Raw genomic sequence first — 14780 nt, forward strand, 5'->3', positions numbered from 1 at the left:
CTTGTGTCGTGATTAGAGATTACTTAGCACCTGCCGACTTACCAGACTTACGACGGATTTGTTCACCGACGTAAAGAATACCCTTACCCTTGTAAGGTTCAGGCTTACGGAAAGAGCGAATCTTAGCGCATACGAGGCCAAGAAGCTGCTTGTCGCAAGAAGTGAGGCAGATATAAGGGTTCTTGTTACGCTCCATCTTAGTTTCCACAGAAATTTCCTTAGGAAGCTGAATCAAGATGGGGTGCGTGAAGCCAAGAGAGAAAGTGATAAGATTCCCCTTATTCTCTACACGATAACCGACACCCACAAGTTCCATTTCAGCCTTGTACTGTTCAGTCACACCAACAACCATGTTGTTGACGAGGGCGCGGTAGAGGCCATGGAACGCTTGCTTTTGCTTTTGTTCCACTTCGCTGTTCTCATCGATAGCGAAGGTGATTTGACCATCTGCGATAGTGACAATGATAGAGGGATCAACAGCCTGAGAGAGTTCACCCTTCGGACCTTTAACGGTCACTACATTATCCTTCAGGGTAGCTTCTACGCCTGCAGGAATGTTAATCGGCAATTTACCAATTCTAGACATTTTGTTCCTTCTGTTTATTAGTATACATAGCAAAGAACCTCACCGCCAATCTTGAGGGCAGCAGCTTCCTTGTCTGTCATAACACCTTTGGACGTGGAGATGATAGCGATACCAAGTCCGTTGATTACGCGAGGCATGTCACGATAACCAGTATACTTACGCATACCTGGAGTAGAAACACGCTTCAAGCTCTTAATTGCGCTCACCTTAGTGGCGGGGTTGTACTTAAGAGCGATTTTGATAGTGCCTTGAGGCCCTACTTCCTCAAACTTGTAGTTGAGGATATAGCCCTTGTCGAAGAGGATCTTAGTGATGTCCTTCTTCAAGTTTGACGCAGGTACTTCAACTACGCGATGCTTAGCTTGGATCGCGTTGCGAAGACGGGTCAAAAAGTCTGCTATAGGATCAGTCATTTATTGAGAGTTTAATTTATCGGGAATTTCCCGACAGTGTTAAATATTTGTTGGTCTCAATTGAGAGTGCATCTTACCAAGATGCTTTGCGAACGCCAGGAATAAGACCTGCTGAAGCCATCTCGCGGAATTGGATACGAGAAAGACCGAAGAGGCGGATATAACCCTTTGGACGACCCGTGATCTTGCAACGGTTGTGCAAACGGATGGGGTTAGCGTTGCGAGGAATGCGTTGGAGCTTTTGAGCAGCTTCGAAAGCAGCTTGGGGATCATCGCTGTGGTTAACGATTTCCTTAAGAGCAGCACGCTTAGCAGCATACTTAGCAACCATTTTGGCACGCTTCACTTCGCGTGCTTTCATTGATTCTTTTGCCATATCGCTGATTAGTTGTTATTAGCGTTCTTGAAAGGAAGACCAAATTCCTTGAGGAGAGCGTAGCCCTCTTCGTCTGTGGGAGCAGAAGTCACGAAAGTGATGTTCATACCCAAGATACGATCGATAGAGTCGATGTTGATTTCAGGGAAGATGATTTGTTCTTGGATACCGAGAGTGTAGTTACCACGGCCATCGAACTTGCTTTCGATACCCTTGAAGTCGCGGATACGTGGGAGAGCCACACGTACGAGCTTTTCGAGGAATTCGTACATTTGCTCACGACGGAGAGTAACCATCACGCCGATAGGCATCTTCTTACGAAGTTTGAAGTTTGCAACGTCCTTCTTAGAAACTGTAGCAACGGCCTTTTGACCGGTGATAGCAGTAAGTTCGTTGATAGCCACTTCGATAATTTTCTTATCAGCAGTAGCACTACCAAGACCTTGGTTGATAACAATCTTCTTGAGGACGGGAATCTGCATAGAAGAAGAGTAGTTGAACTGCTTCATCAACGCGGGAGCGATGCGCTCCTTATATTCTTTCTTGAGTTGTGCGGTATTCATTACTAAATCTCCTCTCCTGATTTTTTAGCGATGCGGACGAGCTTACCTTCAGCGTTGCGCTGACGACCGATGCGAGTGGGCTTGCCGGTCTTAGGGTCAACCACATTCAAATTGGAAATGTGAATGGGAGCTTCCGTTTTCACGAAACCACCCTGAGGATTCTGGGCGCTGGGCTTCTGGCTCTTTTGAACCATATTGAGACCTTCCACGATAGCGCGTTGTTTGTCAACAAGGACGCGAACCACCTTACCGGTCTTGTTCTTATCCTTACCTGCAAGCACGCAAACGGTGTCACCCTTCTTAATATGTAACTTACTCATGTGAGATGTTAGTCTTAATTGGTGTGGGATTAGAGTACTTCAGGTGCCAAAGAAACCACCTTCATGTTTACTGCACGAAGTTCACGAGCCACAGGGCCGAAGATACGGCTACCTCTCAACTCACCTGCATTGTTCAAGAGAACGCATGCATTATCATCAAAACGGATGTAAGAACCATCGGGACGACGGATTTCTTTCTTCGTACGTACAATCAGTGCCTTTGAAACAGCACCCTTTTTGATATCGCTGGATGGGATGACGCTCTTCACAGAAACGACAATCACATCACCTACAGAAGCGTAGCGACGCTTCGTACCGCCGAGTACGCGAATGCAGAGTGCTTCACGAGCACCGCTGTTGTCGCAAACGGTCAATCTAGATTCTGTCTGGATCATGATTACTTAGCTCTTTCTACGATTTCTACAACTCTCCAACGCTTGGTCTTGCTCAAGGGACGGGTTTCCATGATGAGCACGGTATCACCAACGTTGCAATCGTTCTTCTCGTCGTGAGCGTGATACTTCTTCGTCTTGGAGATAAACTTACCATAAATAGGGTGCTTCTCTTTGAACTTTGCGGCAACGACGATGGTTTTGTCCATCTTGTTGCTCACAACAACACCCTGACGAGTTTTTCTTAAATTTCTTTCCATTCTGGATTGTGTATAGTTTGTTGGTTTGAACTTCAGTGCTATGTTCACTGTCTATTCGTTGTAGTGCCAACTTCTCAGCAATTCAACAATCAGCCGCAGCAACGCATAGCATGAGCATAGCCTTTAGTTCGTCACCGATTTACTTTTCGTTCAACACAGTCTTCATCTGCGCGATGGTACGACGGAGCGTCTTGATCTGTGCAGGATTTTCCAGGGGAGAGATGCTGTGGTTGATCACCAAAGTGTCATAGGCTGCAACCTCAGCTGCAAGGCGTTCTGCGAGTTCGCCCTTGCTTTTCAGTTCACGAATTTCTGCAATCTTCATAATCAAGCTTTTTTGTCGTAGTCGTGTCTAACAATGAACTTAGTGGTTACGGGGAGCTTTTGCGCTGCGAGGCGGAGAGCTTCTTTTGCCACTTCGAAGGGAACGCCTTCGATTTCAAAGATGATGCGACCAGGAGTGATGGGGAACACAAAACCTACAGGGTCACCCTTACCTTTACCCATGCGGACGTCGGCAGGCTTCTTAGTGATAGGTTTGTCGGGGAAAATGCGAATCCAGCTCTGTCCTTCACGTTGCATGTAACGCGTCATAGCGATACGTGCAGCTTCGATTTGACGACCGGTAATCCAGTGCGTATCGAGGCTCTTGATGCCGAAGCTACCAAAAGCGAGTTGGTTACCGCGCTGGGCGTTGCCTTTGCTGCGGCCCTTATGAGGGCGGCGGTACTTAGTTCTTTTAGGCTGTAACATAATGCTCTAAACGGAATCGATTAACGGTTTGAATTTCTCTTGTTGCGGAAGTTACCACGACCTTCACGGCGACCGCCTTCACGACGACCATTTTCCTTTTCAGCTGTGAAGTTAGGAGCGAGGTCACGCTTGCCATAAACTTCGCCACGGCAGATCCACACTTTGATACCAAGGATACCCACTTTAGTGAGGGCTTCAGTTTGGCAATAGTCGATGTCTGCACGGAAAGTGTGGAGAGGAGTACGACCTTCCTTGTACATTTCGCTGCGAGCGATTTCAGCACCGTTCAAACGACCGCTGATTTGTACTTTGATACCTTCAGCACCACCACGCATTGAGTTTTCAATAGCCTTTTTGATTGCACGGCGGTAAGCAATCTTACCTTCAACTTGACGAGCAATAGACTTAGCTACGATGTTAGCGTCGAGGTCAGGTTTCTTCACTTCGAAGATGTTGATTTGAACATCCTTGTTCGTAATCTTCTGAAGTTGAAGTTTGAGTTGTTCTACATCCTTACCGCCTTGTCCGATAATCATACCAGGACGGCTAGTGCACACGGTGATAGTCACCAATTTGGGTGTGCGTTCGATAACGATGCGAGAAACATATTCATAAACGCTGGTAAATTCTTTCTTGCTAGCGTTGCGACCGGGCTTTTCGATGTAGTTTTTGAAACGAGCATCGAGGTATTCGCGGATCTTGCTATCTTCGAGAATGCTATCACCGAAGTTAGAACCACCGAACCAGTTGGAGTCCCAACCGCGGATGATGCCAAGTCGGTTGGCGATAGGATTAATCTTTTGTCCCATTTCTTATTCTAATTAGTCGTTGGTTTCTTCTTTAGTGCCCACGAACACAGTCACGTGGTTAGAACGCTTGCGGATGCGATAGCCGCGACCTTGAGGTGCGGGGCGCATACGTTTGAGGGTTGCACCACCGTCAACGAAAATCTTCGTGATGAAGAGTTCGCCTTCTTCGGCCTTGCGATTGTTCTTTGCTTCCCAGTTAGCGATGGCAGAGCGAAGGAGCTTCTCCACGTCGTTAGACGCAGCCTTCTTGCTGAAACGAAGCGTGCCAAGTGCACGATTCACTTCCATGCCGCGCACCAAGTCTACTACGTAGCGCATCTTGCGGGGTGACGAAGGACAATCATTCAACTTTGCAAAATACTGGGTTTTGAGAGCCGCTTTGCGAGCTTCAGCGGCGAGTCTTTTTCTAGCTCCCATTATTTAGAGATTGAGATGTTGATTTATTGGAATGGATTGATTTGTGTGAGGTAATCAAGTGAGAAGTGGATTACTTCTTCTTGTTGCCACCGTGACCACCGAACTTACGGGTGGGGGCAAACTCACCGAACTTGTGACCTACCATATTTTCAGTCACGTAAACGGGAATAAACTTGTTACCGTTGTGCACTGCGACAGTGTGACCCACGAAATCGGGGGAAATCATCGAAGCGCGAGCCCAAGTTTTCACCACATTCTTCTTGCCACTTTCGTTCATGGCGAGAATTTTCTTCTCGAGAGAAACTGCGATGTATGGACCTTTCTTAAGAGAACGACTCATATTGCGATTCTTTTAGTGCTGTTATTTCTTACGTCTTTCGATAATGTACTTGTTGCTCTGCTTCTTAGGTGCACGTGTCTTGAGACCCTTAGCATAGAGACCAGTACGAGAGCGTGGGTGTCCACCGCTTTGGCGTCCTTCACCACCACCCATGGGGTGGTCTACAGGGTTCATCACAACACCACGGTTGTGAGGACGACGACCAAGCCAGCGGCTACGACCTGCCTTACCAGAAGATTCGAGAGCGTGGTCAGAGTTACCTACGCTACCGATTGTAGCTTTGCAAGCACTGAGAATTTGACGAGTTTCTCCAGAAGGCAACTTGATAACACAGTATTTACCTTCACGAGAAGTGAGCTGAGCGAAGTTACCAGCAGAGCGAACGAGAAGTGCGCCTTGACCAGGACGAAGCTCAATGTTGTGGATCACAGTACCCACAGGGATATTTTGAAGAGGAAGTGCATTACCTACTTCAGGAGCAGCTTCAGCACCAGAGAGGAGCTGATCGCCAACCTTCAATCCATTGGGAGCGATGATATAACGCTTTTCACCGTCAGCATAATAAAGAAGAGCGATGCGAGCAGAACGGTTAGGATCATACTCGATAGTCTTTACCACTGCGGGAACTCCATCTTTCTCACGTTTGAAGTCGATGAAGCGGAACTTACGCTTGTGACCACCGCCGAGATAACGCATAGTCATCTTACCGACGTTATTGCGACCACCGCTAGCACGCTTACCGCTAACGAGAGATTTTTCCGGTACTGATGCAGTAATTTCTTCGAAAGTACCGATAGCTTTGTGTCTTTGGCCCGGAGTCGTGGGCTTAAATTTACGTACTGCCATTTCTTTGTTTAGATATTGCTATAGAAATCGATGGCTTCGCCTTCCTTCACAGTGACAATAGCCTTCTTGAAAGCGTTGGTGCGACCACGAAGGAGACCAGCGCGAGTATAGCGAGACTTGCTCTTACCAGCGTAAACCATTGTGTTTACGTCAGTAACCGTCACACCGTAGCGTGCTTCTACCTCAGCTTTGATTTGGAGCTTGTTGGCAGTTGGCTTCACTACGAAACCGAACTTATTTTGCTTTTCTGAAAGCTCGTTCAGTTTTTCCGTAACGATGGGTTTAATAATGAATGCCATTACTTCGTTGTTTAATGAGATGATTACTTAGCGAGTACTTCTTCTACCTTTGCTACTGCGCTCTCGGTGAGTACCAAAACAGAGGCATCAAGCACACCATAAGTATTGATATCAGAAGCAACAGCAACTTTTGCCTTTGGAAGGTTGCGAGCAGAGAGATAGAGATTCTTGTCGCTACCAGCTGCTACAACGAGCACCTTCTTACCTGCGAGATTAAGATCGTTGAGCAAAGCAATGAAGTTCTTAGTCTTGGGAGCTTCAAAAGTGAAGTCTTCCACTACTACGAGCGCATTTTCTTGCACCTTGTAGCTCAAAGCAGAGCGGCGAGCCAATTGCTTCACCTTCTTATTGAGCTTAAAACGATAATCACGAGGCTTAGGGCCAAACACGCGAGCACCACCTACGAGCAATGGAGAGTTGATGTCACCACGACGTGCGCCACCACCACCTTTTTGACGGCCGAGCTTACGAGTAGAACCAGAGAGTTCGCTACGTTCTTTTGTTTTTGCAGTTCCTTGACGTTGTGCAGCAAGATATTGCTTCACATCAAGATAGATTGCGTGGTCATTAGGTTCAACACCGAAGACACTGTCGTTAAGAGTCACCTTCTTACCAGTGTCCTGACCCTTAATATTCAATACACTAACTTCCATGTCTTACTTTTCTACGATTACGATTGAACCATTGCAACCAGGAACACTACCCTTCACCAAGAGGAGGTTGTGTTCAGGGATTACCTTAATAACCTTCAAGTTTTGAGTAGTCACGCGCTTACCGCCCATTTGACCACCCATGCGCAGCCCCTTAAACACCTTTGCAGGGTAAGAGCAAGCACCAATAGAACCTGGCTTACGGAGGCGGTCATCTTGACCGTGAGTAGACTGACCTACACCACCGAATCCGTGACGTTTCACAACACCTTGGAAGCCTTTACCTTTGGAAGTTCCGACAACATCAACGAAGTCATTCTCACCAAAGAGTTCTACAGTCACAGCTTCACCGAGATTGAGCTCTTGTTCGTAAACAAACTCAGCCAAGTGACGCTTGGGAGTAACACCAGCCTTCTTGAAGTGACCAAGGAGAGGAGCAGAAACATTCTTTTCCTTTACATCCTGAAAGCCAACTTGCACAGCAGAATAACCATCTTTTTCGACAGTCTTAATCTGAGTTACTACGCAAGGACCGCATTCAATTACAGTGCACGGCACATTTTTGCCGTCGGCACCGAAAACGGAAGTCATTCCGATTTTCTTACCTAATAATCCTGGCATTTGGAATTTTATTGATTTTTGATTTCGTAGCCCGCCTCAGTCACTACCTCAGCGGGGCGAATGGTTATTATTCAGTTTAAGTCGTATAACCGATTGATTATCACGGCTTGAAGCCGCAGAAGAGCGCACAGCTCTTACTTTTGCGGTACAAAGGTACGAACTTTTTCTGAAACTACCAAGCAAACAAACTAGTTTTCAGTCATTTTTCTTCTATTTTTCACCTTGCACCATTATTCCACTCACAACGTCAACTAGACATCGCAAAGGAAATATTAATTATCCGAATTGCTCACCTAAACACCCATCAGTTTGCTGCAAAACGTACTGAGTTTTAATTATCAGCAACAATTTTCATCTCAAAAAATGCACCTCCACAACAATCTCTAATGCGAAACTAATCAAAAGTTGCACAAAGACTTTATTTAGCGTACTCTTTTCAAGACAAACTCTTTTACTAGTGCACTCTTTTATCATTGCCAGACAGCAGCCTTCACAGCCTGACGTAAAACCTCACGCGTGGGCACGGGATTATCAGTCAACCTAGCCCTTACAACACCACGCGAATTGACCACATACACTCTAGGCACAACAGCACGCGCAAAACGATGATACAAGTTGCGACCACCGGAAGCATAATAAGGAAGAGTCAAACCGTGCTTAACCCAATAATCCTTCACCGACGCCATAGACTCATCACGCGCCAAAGCACAATACTGCACCGACACCCCCTCCATTTTATCATCCTGCAATCGGAGTTCATCCACAAAAGCCTGATATTCTGGCAAAAAAGCCTGACAATCAGAACACCCCGTATCAAAGAAGACAATAATTTTCACGCCTTCCCCTAATATTTTTGTAGAAAAGCGACGTCCATCAGAGAGTAGCACCTCAAATTCCGGCACCCTATCCCCCACCTGCACAACTTCTACCTGCTGATTAGGTTCATCTTCCCCAATACAACTGACAACACTTGCACACGGTGCAATTAAAAAGAAAATAACAAACAGCGAATTTAATAATGTTTTCATTCTTCCATCTATTTCACAATACCGCTCTGAATTATCTAGACTAACCAAGCAGTAAAAACAACCAACTGTTATCCTGCAAATGTACGAAAAAACAGAGAAACGCAGATACACATGGAAATAAATTCGTAAATTTGCAATCTCTATTTCCTTGGCTTAGACCGCCTCAACGCTTAAGGGGGGCACCACAAGCGCAAATCACCTATACTCCTCCGCCTATTATATAGAGGTACTATCCATATGTTTGGCAATTCGCCCTAGTGTTTTACATCTATATATAATAAAGGAGTACAGACCCACATCGAGCAAAGCTCTCTTCTCATTATGACCGAAAAAGAACTACAATCCATCAAACACCGCTATGGCATCGTTGGCAACAGCGAGGCTCTGAATCGTGCCATCGAAACCGCACTCAAAGTGGCACGCGTGGATTTGTCAGTACTCATACAAGGTGAGAATGGTGTGGGTAAGGAAATCATCCCACGCATCATCCACGATGCAAGTCCTCGCAAGAACAAACGCTATTTGGCGCTCAACTGCGGTGCGATTCCTGAAGGAACCATCGACTCCGAGCTCTTCGGACACGTAAAAGGCGCTTTCACCGGAAGCGTTGACAGTCGAGAAGGTTATTTTTCTGCTGCCGATGGTGGAACTCTCTTTTTGGATGAGGTGGGCGAACTTCCCCTTCAGACTCAGGTCCGTCTTTTGCGTGTCCTCGAAACTGGGGAATTCATCCCTGTAGGTTCGAGTGAAGTGAAGAAGACCAATGTGCGCATTGTGGCTGCCACCAACGTCGATATGAAGCAAGCCATTGCCGATCGAGAGTTCAGACAAGATCTTTACTATCGACTAGCAGCCGTCTCCATTGCCATCCCCCCTCTGCGTGAACGAGGCAACGATATCGACATGCTCTTTCGCAAATTTGCTCTTGAGATGAGCGAAAGATACCAGATGCCCCCAATCCGTCTCAACGATGCGGCACGCTCGGCTCTTCTATCGTACTCTTGGCCTGGCAACATTCGCCAACTCAAAAATGTGGCAGAAACCATGTCAGTCACAGAGGATGTCCGCGAAATCACACCTGAGATTTTAGCCCACTACATCAACTTCCAAACAGAGCATACGCAAATCACGGTGAGTGGGACTCACACAGCACTCGAACAGTCGGATGCCAACGCCAGACTAGGAAAAGACACCAATGCAATCCTGCAGATGATTCTCACCCTACGTCACGACATCGAGCAACTAAAAGCCGAGGTAGCACAACTGAAACAAGGGCAATGGAATGCCAACAACCCACCCAGCACCACTCCATCCTACTTGTCGTACCATCGTGACACCCCCGTCATTGCCCACGAAATAATAGACAACGCGGAAGAAATCGTGGAGGAAGAAACGCAATCCTCTACCCCAACGGCTCCACTGCGTACAAAAAACGATGTGGAACGCGACTTGATTATTCAGGCGCTCCGCAAATACAATGGCCATCGCAAGCAAGCAGCCGATCAGATTGGTATCTCCGAACGTACACTCTATCGCAAAATTAAGGAATACGGTCTTGAAGACTTATAACACGGACTCTCTATGAGCATCATTTCACAACTCTCGCGTGGCATTCGTCCCTTACTTCGGAGTTGGGCGTTTCTTTTACCAGCTCTCTTCACCATCGTGTTGGCAGCATGTAGTGTGTCCTACAAATTCACAGGCACAAACCTCAACTACGATTTGATCAAGACCTTGCAAATCGACCCTATCGCCAACCGTGCCCCCTATGGTTGGGCTCCAATGCAAGCCATGTTCAACAACCGCTTGCAAGACCAATATGTCAACCAAACTCGTTTGCGCCTTGTTAAACGTAATGGCGACATGCACATCTCAGGTGAAATCACTGGATACGACCAATTCAACAAGTCTATTTCGGCAGACGGTTTCTCCTCTCAAGTGCAACTGCGCTTAACGGTAAACATCCGTTTTGAAAATAAAAAGACCAATCAACGCTGGGAAAGACAATTCTCTGCTACGGCACCCTACAATGCCAACTTGCAACTCTCACAAGTGCAAGAACGATTGGTCACCGAATTGATTCGCGACATCTGCGATCAGATTTTCAATGCCACCGTTGCCGACTGGTAACCGCTGCTCTCCCTCGCTCATTCCCAACTTTCACTGGCAGTTCTTTGCCTTTGCCACTTCAAGTGGTATGCCTCACATATCGAAATAATGGATATTGCTTATTACCTCGAACATCCCGAAGCCCTCGACGATTCGACGTTTCACCAGCTCAGCAAGTTGGTGGAGGAATATCCTTACTATCATGCAGCACGCCTGCTCTTGGTGAAAAATGCTCACAAACTTCAGCACGAATCTTATGAGCACGAACTCCGAAAAGCTGCCGTCCTGCTCCCCGACCGCAAACCGCTCTTCGATTTAGCGAAGGCAAAAGATTACGAAATTCCGCAAAAACCCATTCGCAAACCAGCGGCACCCGCCAAAGACCGCATGGCAGCGCTCATTGATGGCTTTTTGGACAAACAAAAGGAAGGTCAGGACTCCTCCAAACGGATGCCTACTGCCGACCCCTCGGCAGACTACATGAGCTACCTCTTCCAGCAAGAGGCGATAGCCGCCACAGTAGCTGTGCAATATGGCGTCGAAGCCCCTCCCCCCTTGGAGCAACCTACCGACCGCACTCAATCGCTCATCGAACAGTTCATGTCGGTGCCTCCTCAAGATCGCATCAATTTGTCTGAGCCTGAGTCATCTACTACCAACCCACCCGAAGCAGAACCAGCAACACTCGACGAATGTCTTGTGGCAGAAGGCTGTTATTCCGAATCTTTGGCAAAAATCTGCATCCAACAAGGGCGATATGAGCACGCAATTGCAATTCTCACCCAAATTCACTTGAATAATCCAAGAAAAAGTGCTTACTTTGCAGATCAAATACGCTTTTTGCGCAAATTAGCAATCAACAATAAATACAAATCATAATCCCATCATGTACACGCTTTTTGTTATTTTGGCCGTCATCACCGCTGTTCTCCTCGCCATTGTGGTGCTCATTCAGGAATCTAAGGGTGGTGGTCTCGCCTCTAACGTTTCAAGTGCAAACTCCGTACTCGGTGTACGCAAGACTACCGACTTCGTGGAAAAAGCAACTTGGACGCTTGCTGCTCTCCTCGTGGTGTTCAGTGTTGCTACTAGCTTCTTCGTGCACCAAAACACGGATGGCACTTTCGATGTGAACAACATCAAGACTGCTGCTCCCGCGCCTGCAGCTCCCGCTGCACCTGCTAATCAAGCTGCTCCTGCCACACAAGGCACTGCTGCTCCTGCTGCACAAACTCCTGCACCCGCAGCTGCCAAATAAGAGAAACCCCGCAGCTGCCGCATAGAATTGCGCACGCTACACTCTCTTAACGCATATTGCGCCTCATCGTTCAAACTCAGCTTTGAACCATGAGGCGCATTTTGTTGTCTACAGTTGAGATTCTCTCCATCCCCCCTTGTGGCATCCTTTGGCTGTTGTCTTCCTTACGAAAAACTCACAACAACCTCAACTTCCCTATCGCGACTTGCAGCAAGATCGAGCTACTCTTGCCTAGGAAACCCCAAGATATGGACACAGCATCAGATGCAATGCCACTCTCAAACAAAAACTGCGCGACCACTTTTCAGTAGTCGCGCAGCAATTATATTTTATTGTCTGCTCTTTGTCCGAAGACAAAGACAGAAAGTTCTATTAGAACATCTTTTCAGGGTAAACACCATCTGCACCGAGCTTAGCAAACTTCTCTACTACTTCAGGACGATCTTCGGGATAAGTCACACCGAACCACTTAGAGGTAGTGTCAAGCACTTCGCAAGTAGCAACACCCTTACGGATGAGGTGATCGACCATGAGAGGAATGAAGAACTCGCTCTTCAGGTTTTCAATATTCTTAGGATCAGAGAGGAAAGCCTTGAAGAATTCTTCAGAGTGTGCAAAATAGTCGGGAGTGAAGCCCCAGAAGTTCATAGAAACGGGAGTAGTGTCGGGGATAGACACCCATTCGCCCTTTTCATCCAAGTATTGCACCACACCATCGTGACGCTCAATCTTAGTGCGTTCCACTACAGACGTGAGGAGATTCTTGTCATCTACTTCACAAACGCCGCGGCTTACAGTACCACTTTCAGAGAGTGTATTGCCAACGCGGAAGCCCACCATAGCATATTTGCCGGTGCTGCCTTCAGGAAGTGAAGAAAGGAACTTACCCATCACTTGGAAAGCGTCGCGATCGTAGAAGTCATCGCAGTTGAGCACAGCGAAAGGCTCATTAATCGCACCAGCACCCATCATCACAGCGTGGTTTGTTCCCCAAGGCTTTTCACGACCTTCGGGGCAAGTGAAACCTTCGGGAAGTGCGTCGAGTGCTTGGAACACCAACTCGCAAGGAATTTTATCTTGGTACTTCGTGAGAACGATGTTGCGGAAATCTTCTTCAAAATCTTTGCGGATGACAAAAACGAGTTTGCCAAAACCAGCATTGATGGCATCATAGATGGAATAATCCATGATGGTTTGCTCTTGGGGTCCGAGCTTGTCAAGTTGTTTCAGACCACCATAACGACTGCCCATACCGGCAGCAAGGAGAAATAGTGTGGGTTTCATGATGAAATTGACCATTAAGTTGTGATGCAAAGTTAGCAAAAAGCACTAGAATAGACGAACGAAAAGCAAAATTTTATCCCATAATGCAAAGTTTTTTCCGGGAAACTGTTTTTTCGATACCACATCACTGCCCTTCGCTCTGCTCTTCCAGTGTTTTCACTGCTTGAAGGGTGAGTTGCAGCACCGTCTCAGTGGAGTCAGACAAAGCCACGCGGTGAGCAATCGTTTCGCCTACCAGCCACACGATACCTTGGGCATCGCACACAGCCAAAGCCCGCTGTTTTTCAATACGGGAACGATGACGATCGGTCAAATAGTCACTCACCAACTTGCTCCCCTTCCGCATGCCATAAGGAGAAAAACGGTCACCCACAGTCACAGTGCGCAGATATAATTCACCGTCTACAGATGCAGCATCTATCGTTGCGCAATAAGGGTCGCGGCTTGGAATGAAAGGCGATGAGGAAACTAGACGTTCTATCCGAAGTATAGGTAGTGGAAAATCTAGATTCGCCAATTCCAACCACGCGCCATTCCTGCACAACTGGTGGGTCTTGGACGAAATCCACAAACCTTCTCGCCCTTGCCAGGCTTGCTGCGCCTCATCGGTAGAAAAGCCATGTTGCCAACAAAGCTCTCGCCACCACTGTTCGCCTGCAGCTCCCAAATTTTGGAGCGCAACGACCGAAAAACGTCGCAAATCACGTCCCCACAAGGGATGAGGTTCCAACTGCACGTCTTCCACCTGAGTGGCTATTGCCTGCAAACCAAGTTCGTAGACCGACAGCGCCTGCCTCATGTGGCTTGCTGTTTCTGACAAGGTGTTAGCCATCGAGGGATTCACCGCTCTCAACAGGGGTAAAAGCTCATGACGCACCCAGTTTCTACGATAGTGGGTGTCGCTATTGGTGGAATCTTCAACAAAGGTTGCACCACGCTGCTGCAAAAAGTCTAAAACGCGATCGCGCGAAAAGATTAAAAAGGGACGCCACACGCGGTCGCGCTCAGCAGCCATACCAGCTAAGCCACGCAGCCCCGTGCCACGAATGAGTTGGAGCAGCAGGGTTTCTGCTTGATCATCGGCGTGATGTGCCACACAGACATAGCCGCCTTGTTCGGCAAACCAAGCATAGCGCAACGTGCGCGCTGCCATTTCGATGCTTTCGCCCGTCTGGTTGCACTGTTCTTCCACATCAAAATGCTTCACCAAAAGTGGAATGCCATGTTGCGCACAAAACGCGCGTACAAAGGCTTCGTCACCCTCACTCTCCGCACCACGAAGATGAAAGTTGCAGTGCAAAGCCGTGAAAGGCAGTTGCAAATCGCGCATCACCAACGCCAGTGCCACAGAGTCAGCTCCACCACTTAAAGCACAAAACAATCCCTCGCTGCGCCAACGATCGGCACGCGATGCAAAGAAAGGCGCAATTTCTTGGGAAAGTTTCATGGGGTTATC

23 protein-coding genes are annotated in these 14780 nt (G+C 47.5%); 4 read left to right on the plus strand and 19 right to left on the minus strand.

Annotation, left to right across the window (positions count from 1 at the left end; translation table 11 throughout):
* Window positions 1-19 precede the first annotated feature (19 nt).
* From rplF to BQ2633_RS04765, 17 genes are all read right to left on the minus strand, one after another.
* Window positions 20-586, minus strand: coding sequence for a 50S ribosomal protein L6 (gene rplF, locus BQ2633_RS04685; RefSeq protein WP_009752297.1), 567 nt, complete (start codon window positions 584-586; stop codon window positions 20-22).
* A 17-nt stretch (window positions 587-603) separates the two neighbouring features.
* Window positions 604-999 carry a 30S ribosomal protein S8 gene (gene rpsH / locus BQ2633_RS04690; RefSeq protein WP_009752298.1) on the minus strand — a complete coding sequence of 132 codons (396 nt, stop codon included), beginning with the start codon at window positions 997-999 and terminating at the stop codon, window positions 604-606.
* A 73-nt stretch (window positions 1000-1072) separates the two neighbouring features.
* The gene (gene rpsN / locus BQ2633_RS04695; protein ID WP_009752299.1) at window positions 1073-1375 is read right to left on the minus strand and encodes a 30S ribosomal protein S14; all 303 of its coding nucleotides are present in this window, start codon (window positions 1373-1375) and stop codon (window positions 1073-1075) included.
* 8 nt (window positions 1376-1383) lie between these two features.
* Window positions 1384-1938, minus strand: a complete 555-nt coding sequence (gene rplE / locus BQ2633_RS04700) for a 50S ribosomal protein L5 (RefSeq protein WP_075565417.1) — start codon at window positions 1936-1938, stop codon at window positions 1384-1386.
* A 2-nt stretch (window positions 1939-1940) separates the two neighbouring features.
* Complete coding sequence (gene rplX, locus BQ2633_RS04705; protein ID WP_009752301.1) at window positions 1941-2258, minus strand: 50S ribosomal protein L24; 318 nt, start codon at window positions 2256-2258, stop codon at window positions 1941-1943.
* A 29-nt stretch (window positions 2259-2287) separates the two neighbouring features.
* Window positions 2288-2653 (minus strand): 50S ribosomal protein L14, encoded by a 366-nt coding sequence (gene rplN / locus BQ2633_RS04710; protein ID WP_009752302.1) that lies wholly within the window; start codon window positions 2651-2653, stop codon window positions 2288-2290.
* 2 nt (window positions 2654-2655) lie between these two features.
* On the minus strand, window positions 2656-2910 hold the full coding sequence (rpsQ, locus tag BQ2633_RS04715; RefSeq protein WP_009752303.1) for a 30S ribosomal protein S17: 255 nt from the start codon (window positions 2908-2910) through the stop codon (window positions 2656-2658).
* Window positions 2911-3049: 139 nt separating this feature from the next.
* Window positions 3050-3235 (minus strand): 50S ribosomal protein L29, encoded by a 186-nt coding sequence (gene rpmC / locus BQ2633_RS04720; protein WP_009752304.1) that lies wholly within the window; start codon window positions 3233-3235, stop codon window positions 3050-3052.
* A 2-nt stretch (window positions 3236-3237) separates the two neighbouring features.
* A complete protein-coding gene (rplP, locus tag BQ2633_RS04725; protein ID WP_009752305.1) occupies window positions 3238-3663 on the minus strand; it encodes a 50S ribosomal protein L16 in 426 nt (141 codons plus the stop codon).
* Window positions 3664-3683: 20 nt separating this feature from the next.
* Window positions 3684-4472, minus strand: coding sequence for a 30S ribosomal protein S3 (gene rpsC / locus BQ2633_RS04730; protein ID WP_075565419.1), 789 nt, complete (start codon window positions 4470-4472; stop codon window positions 3684-3686).
* Between the two features lie 12 nt (window positions 4473-4484).
* Complete coding sequence (gene rplV / locus BQ2633_RS04735; protein ID WP_075565421.1) at window positions 4485-4889, minus strand: 50S ribosomal protein L22; 405 nt, start codon at window positions 4887-4889, stop codon at window positions 4485-4487.
* Window positions 4890-4959: 70 nt separating this feature from the next.
* Window positions 4960-5229 (minus strand): 30S ribosomal protein S19, encoded by a 270-nt coding sequence (gene rpsS, locus BQ2633_RS04740; protein WP_075565423.1) that lies wholly within the window; start codon window positions 5227-5229, stop codon window positions 4960-4962.
* Window positions 5230-5250: 21 nt separating this feature from the next.
* On the minus strand, window positions 5251-6075 hold the full coding sequence (rplB, locus tag BQ2633_RS04745) for a 50S ribosomal protein L2 (RefSeq protein WP_009752309.1): 825 nt from the start codon (window positions 6073-6075) through the stop codon (window positions 5251-5253).
* Between the two features lie 8 nt (window positions 6076-6083).
* Window positions 6084-6374 carry a 50S ribosomal protein L23 gene (gene rplW / locus BQ2633_RS04750; RefSeq protein ID WP_009752310.1) on the minus strand — a complete coding sequence of 97 codons (291 nt, stop codon included), beginning with the start codon at window positions 6372-6374 and terminating at the stop codon, window positions 6084-6086.
* Window positions 6375-6397: 23 nt separating this feature from the next.
* Complete coding sequence (rplD, locus tag BQ2633_RS04755) at window positions 6398-7027, minus strand: 50S ribosomal protein L4 (RefSeq protein ID WP_075565425.1); 630 nt, start codon at window positions 7025-7027, stop codon at window positions 6398-6400.
* A gap of 3 nt (window positions 7028-7030) precedes the next feature.
* Window positions 7031-7645 carry a 50S ribosomal protein L3 gene (gene rplC, locus BQ2633_RS04760; RefSeq protein ID WP_075565427.1) on the minus strand — a complete coding sequence of 205 codons (615 nt, stop codon included), beginning with the start codon at window positions 7643-7645 and terminating at the stop codon, window positions 7031-7033.
* Window positions 7646-8115: 470 nt separating this feature from the next.
* Entirely contained in the window at window positions 8116-8673 is a 558-nt protein-coding gene (locus BQ2633_RS04765; protein WP_075565429.1) for a TlpA family protein disulfide reductase, read from the minus strand.
* Window positions 8674-8994: 321 nt separating this feature from the next.
* Here BQ2633_RS04765 and BQ2633_RS04770 point away from each other — a divergent pair, with 321 nt between their 5' ends.
* The 4 genes from BQ2633_RS04770 to secG all read left to right on the plus strand — a co-directional run bounded on the left by BQ2633_RS04770 (window position 8995) and on the right by secG (window position 12040).
* The gene (locus BQ2633_RS04770) at window positions 8995-10242 is read left to right on the plus strand and encodes a sigma-54 interaction domain-containing protein (protein WP_075565431.1); all 1248 of its coding nucleotides are present in this window, start codon (window positions 8995-8997) and stop codon (window positions 10240-10242) included.
* 12 nt (window positions 10243-10254) lie between these two features.
* Window positions 10255-10803 carry an LPS assembly lipoprotein LptE gene (lptE, locus tag BQ2633_RS04775; RefSeq protein ID WP_075565433.1) on the plus strand — a complete coding sequence of 183 codons (549 nt, stop codon included), beginning with the start codon at window positions 10255-10257 and terminating at the stop codon, window positions 10801-10803.
* Between the two features lie 87 nt (window positions 10804-10890).
* The gene (locus BQ2633_RS04780) at window positions 10891-11661 is read left to right on the plus strand and encodes a hypothetical protein (protein ID WP_075565435.1); all 771 of its coding nucleotides are present in this window, start codon (window positions 10891-10893) and stop codon (window positions 11659-11661) included.
* A 7-nt stretch (window positions 11662-11668) separates the two neighbouring features.
* Window positions 11669-12040: a preprotein translocase subunit SecG gene (gene secG / locus BQ2633_RS04785; protein WP_075565437.1), complete on the plus strand. Its 372-nt coding sequence runs from the start codon at window positions 11669-11671 to the stop codon at window positions 12038-12040.
* Between the two features lie 372 nt (window positions 12041-12412).
* Here the strand turns inward: secG and BQ2633_RS04790 are convergent, their stop codons facing one another.
* Window positions 12413-13324: a glycosyltransferase family protein gene (locus BQ2633_RS04790; protein ID WP_075567207.1), complete on the minus strand. Its 912-nt coding sequence runs from the start codon at window positions 13322-13324 to the stop codon at window positions 12413-12415.
* Between the two features lie 124 nt (window positions 13325-13448).
* The gene (gene tilS / locus BQ2633_RS04795; RefSeq protein WP_075565439.1) at window positions 13449-14771 is read right to left on the minus strand and encodes a tRNA lysidine(34) synthetase TilS; all 1323 of its coding nucleotides are present in this window, start codon (window positions 14769-14771) and stop codon (window positions 13449-13451) included.
* Window positions 14772-14780 lie beyond the last annotated feature (9 nt).

This window comes from Ihuprevotella massiliensis, assembly GCA_900095835.1.
Classification (GTDB): Bacteria; Bacteroidota; Bacteroidia; order Bacteroidales; family Bacteroidaceae; genus Alloprevotella; species Alloprevotella massiliensis.

Bases quoted from the DNA above. Each gene is read 5' to 3' on its own strand.
- rplF (WP_009752297.1), bottom strand. From the start codon at position 586: ATGTCTAGAATTGGTAAATTGCCGATTAACATTCCTGCAGGCGTAGAA.
- rpsH (WP_009752298.1), bottom strand. From the start codon at position 999: ATGACTGATCCTATAGCAGACTTTTTGACCCGTCTTCGCAACGCGATC.
- rpsN (WP_009752299.1), bottom strand. From the start codon at position 1,375: ATGGCAAAAGAATCAATGAAAGCACGCGAAGTGAAGCGTGCCAAAATG.
- rplE (WP_075565417.1), bottom strand. From the start codon at position 1,938: ATGAATACCGCACAACTCAAGAAAGAATATAAGGAGCGCATCGCTCCC.
- rplX (WP_009752301.1), bottom strand. From the start codon at position 2,258: ATGAGTAAGTTACATATTAAGAAGGGTGACACCGTTTGCGTGCTTGCA.
- rplN (WP_009752302.1), bottom strand. From the start codon at position 2,653: ATGATCCAGACAGAATCTAGATTGACCGTTTGCGACAACAGCGGTGCT.
- rpsQ (WP_009752303.1), bottom strand. From the start codon at position 2,910: ATGGAAAGAAATTTAAGAAAAACTCGTCAGGGTGTTGTTGTGAGCAAC.
- rpmC (WP_009752304.1), bottom strand. From the start codon at position 3,235: ATGAAGATTGCAGAAATTCGTGAACTGAAAAGCAAGGGCGAACTCGCA.
- rplP (WP_009752305.1), bottom strand. From the start codon at position 3,663: ATGTTACAGCCTAAAAGAACTAAGTACCGCCGCCCTCATAAGGGCCGC.
- rpsC (WP_075565419.1), bottom strand. From the start codon at position 4,472: ATGGGACAAAAGATTAATCCTATCGCCAACCGACTTGGCATCATCCGC.
- rplV (WP_075565421.1), bottom strand. From the start codon at position 4,889: ATGGGAGCTAGAAAAAGACTCGCCGCTGAAGCTCGCAAAGCGGCTCTC.
- rpsS (WP_075565423.1), bottom strand. From the start codon at position 5,229: ATGAGTCGTTCTCTTAAGAAAGGTCCATACATCGCAGTTTCTCTCGAG.
- rplB (WP_009752309.1), bottom strand. From the start codon at position 6,075: ATGGCAGTACGTAAATTTAAGCCCACGACTCCGGGCCAAAGACACAAA.
- rplW (WP_009752310.1), bottom strand. From the start codon at position 6,374: ATGGCATTCATTATTAAACCCATCGTTACGGAAAAACTGAACGAGCTT.
- rplD (WP_075565425.1), bottom strand. From the start codon at position 7,027: ATGGAAGTTAGTGTATTGAATATTAAGGGTCAGGACACTGGTAAGAAG.
- rplC (WP_075565427.1), bottom strand. From the start codon at position 7,645: ATGCCAGGATTATTAGGTAAGAAAATCGGAATGACTTCCGTTTTCGGT.
- BQ2633_RS04765 (WP_075565429.1), bottom strand. From the start codon at position 8,673: ATGAAAACATTATTAAATTCGCTGTTTGTTATTTTCTTTTTAATTGCA.
- BQ2633_RS04770 (WP_075565431.1), top strand. From the start codon at position 8,995: ATGACCGAAAAAGAACTACAATCCATCAAACACCGCTATGGCATCGTT.
- lptE (WP_075565433.1), top strand. From the start codon at position 10,255: ATGAGCATCATTTCACAACTCTCGCGTGGCATTCGTCCCTTACTTCGG.
- BQ2633_RS04780 (WP_075565435.1), top strand. From the start codon at position 10,891: ATGGATATTGCTTATTACCTCGAACATCCCGAAGCCCTCGACGATTCG.
- secG (WP_075565437.1), top strand. From the start codon at position 11,669: ATGTACACGCTTTTTGTTATTTTGGCCGTCATCACCGCTGTTCTCCTC.
- BQ2633_RS04790 (WP_075567207.1), bottom strand. From the start codon at position 13,324: ATGAAACCCACACTATTTCTCCTTGCTGCCGGTATGGGCAGTCGTTAT.
- tilS (WP_075565439.1), bottom strand. From the start codon at position 14,771: ATGAAACTTTCCCAAGAAATTGCGCCTTTCTTTGCATCGCGTGCCGAT.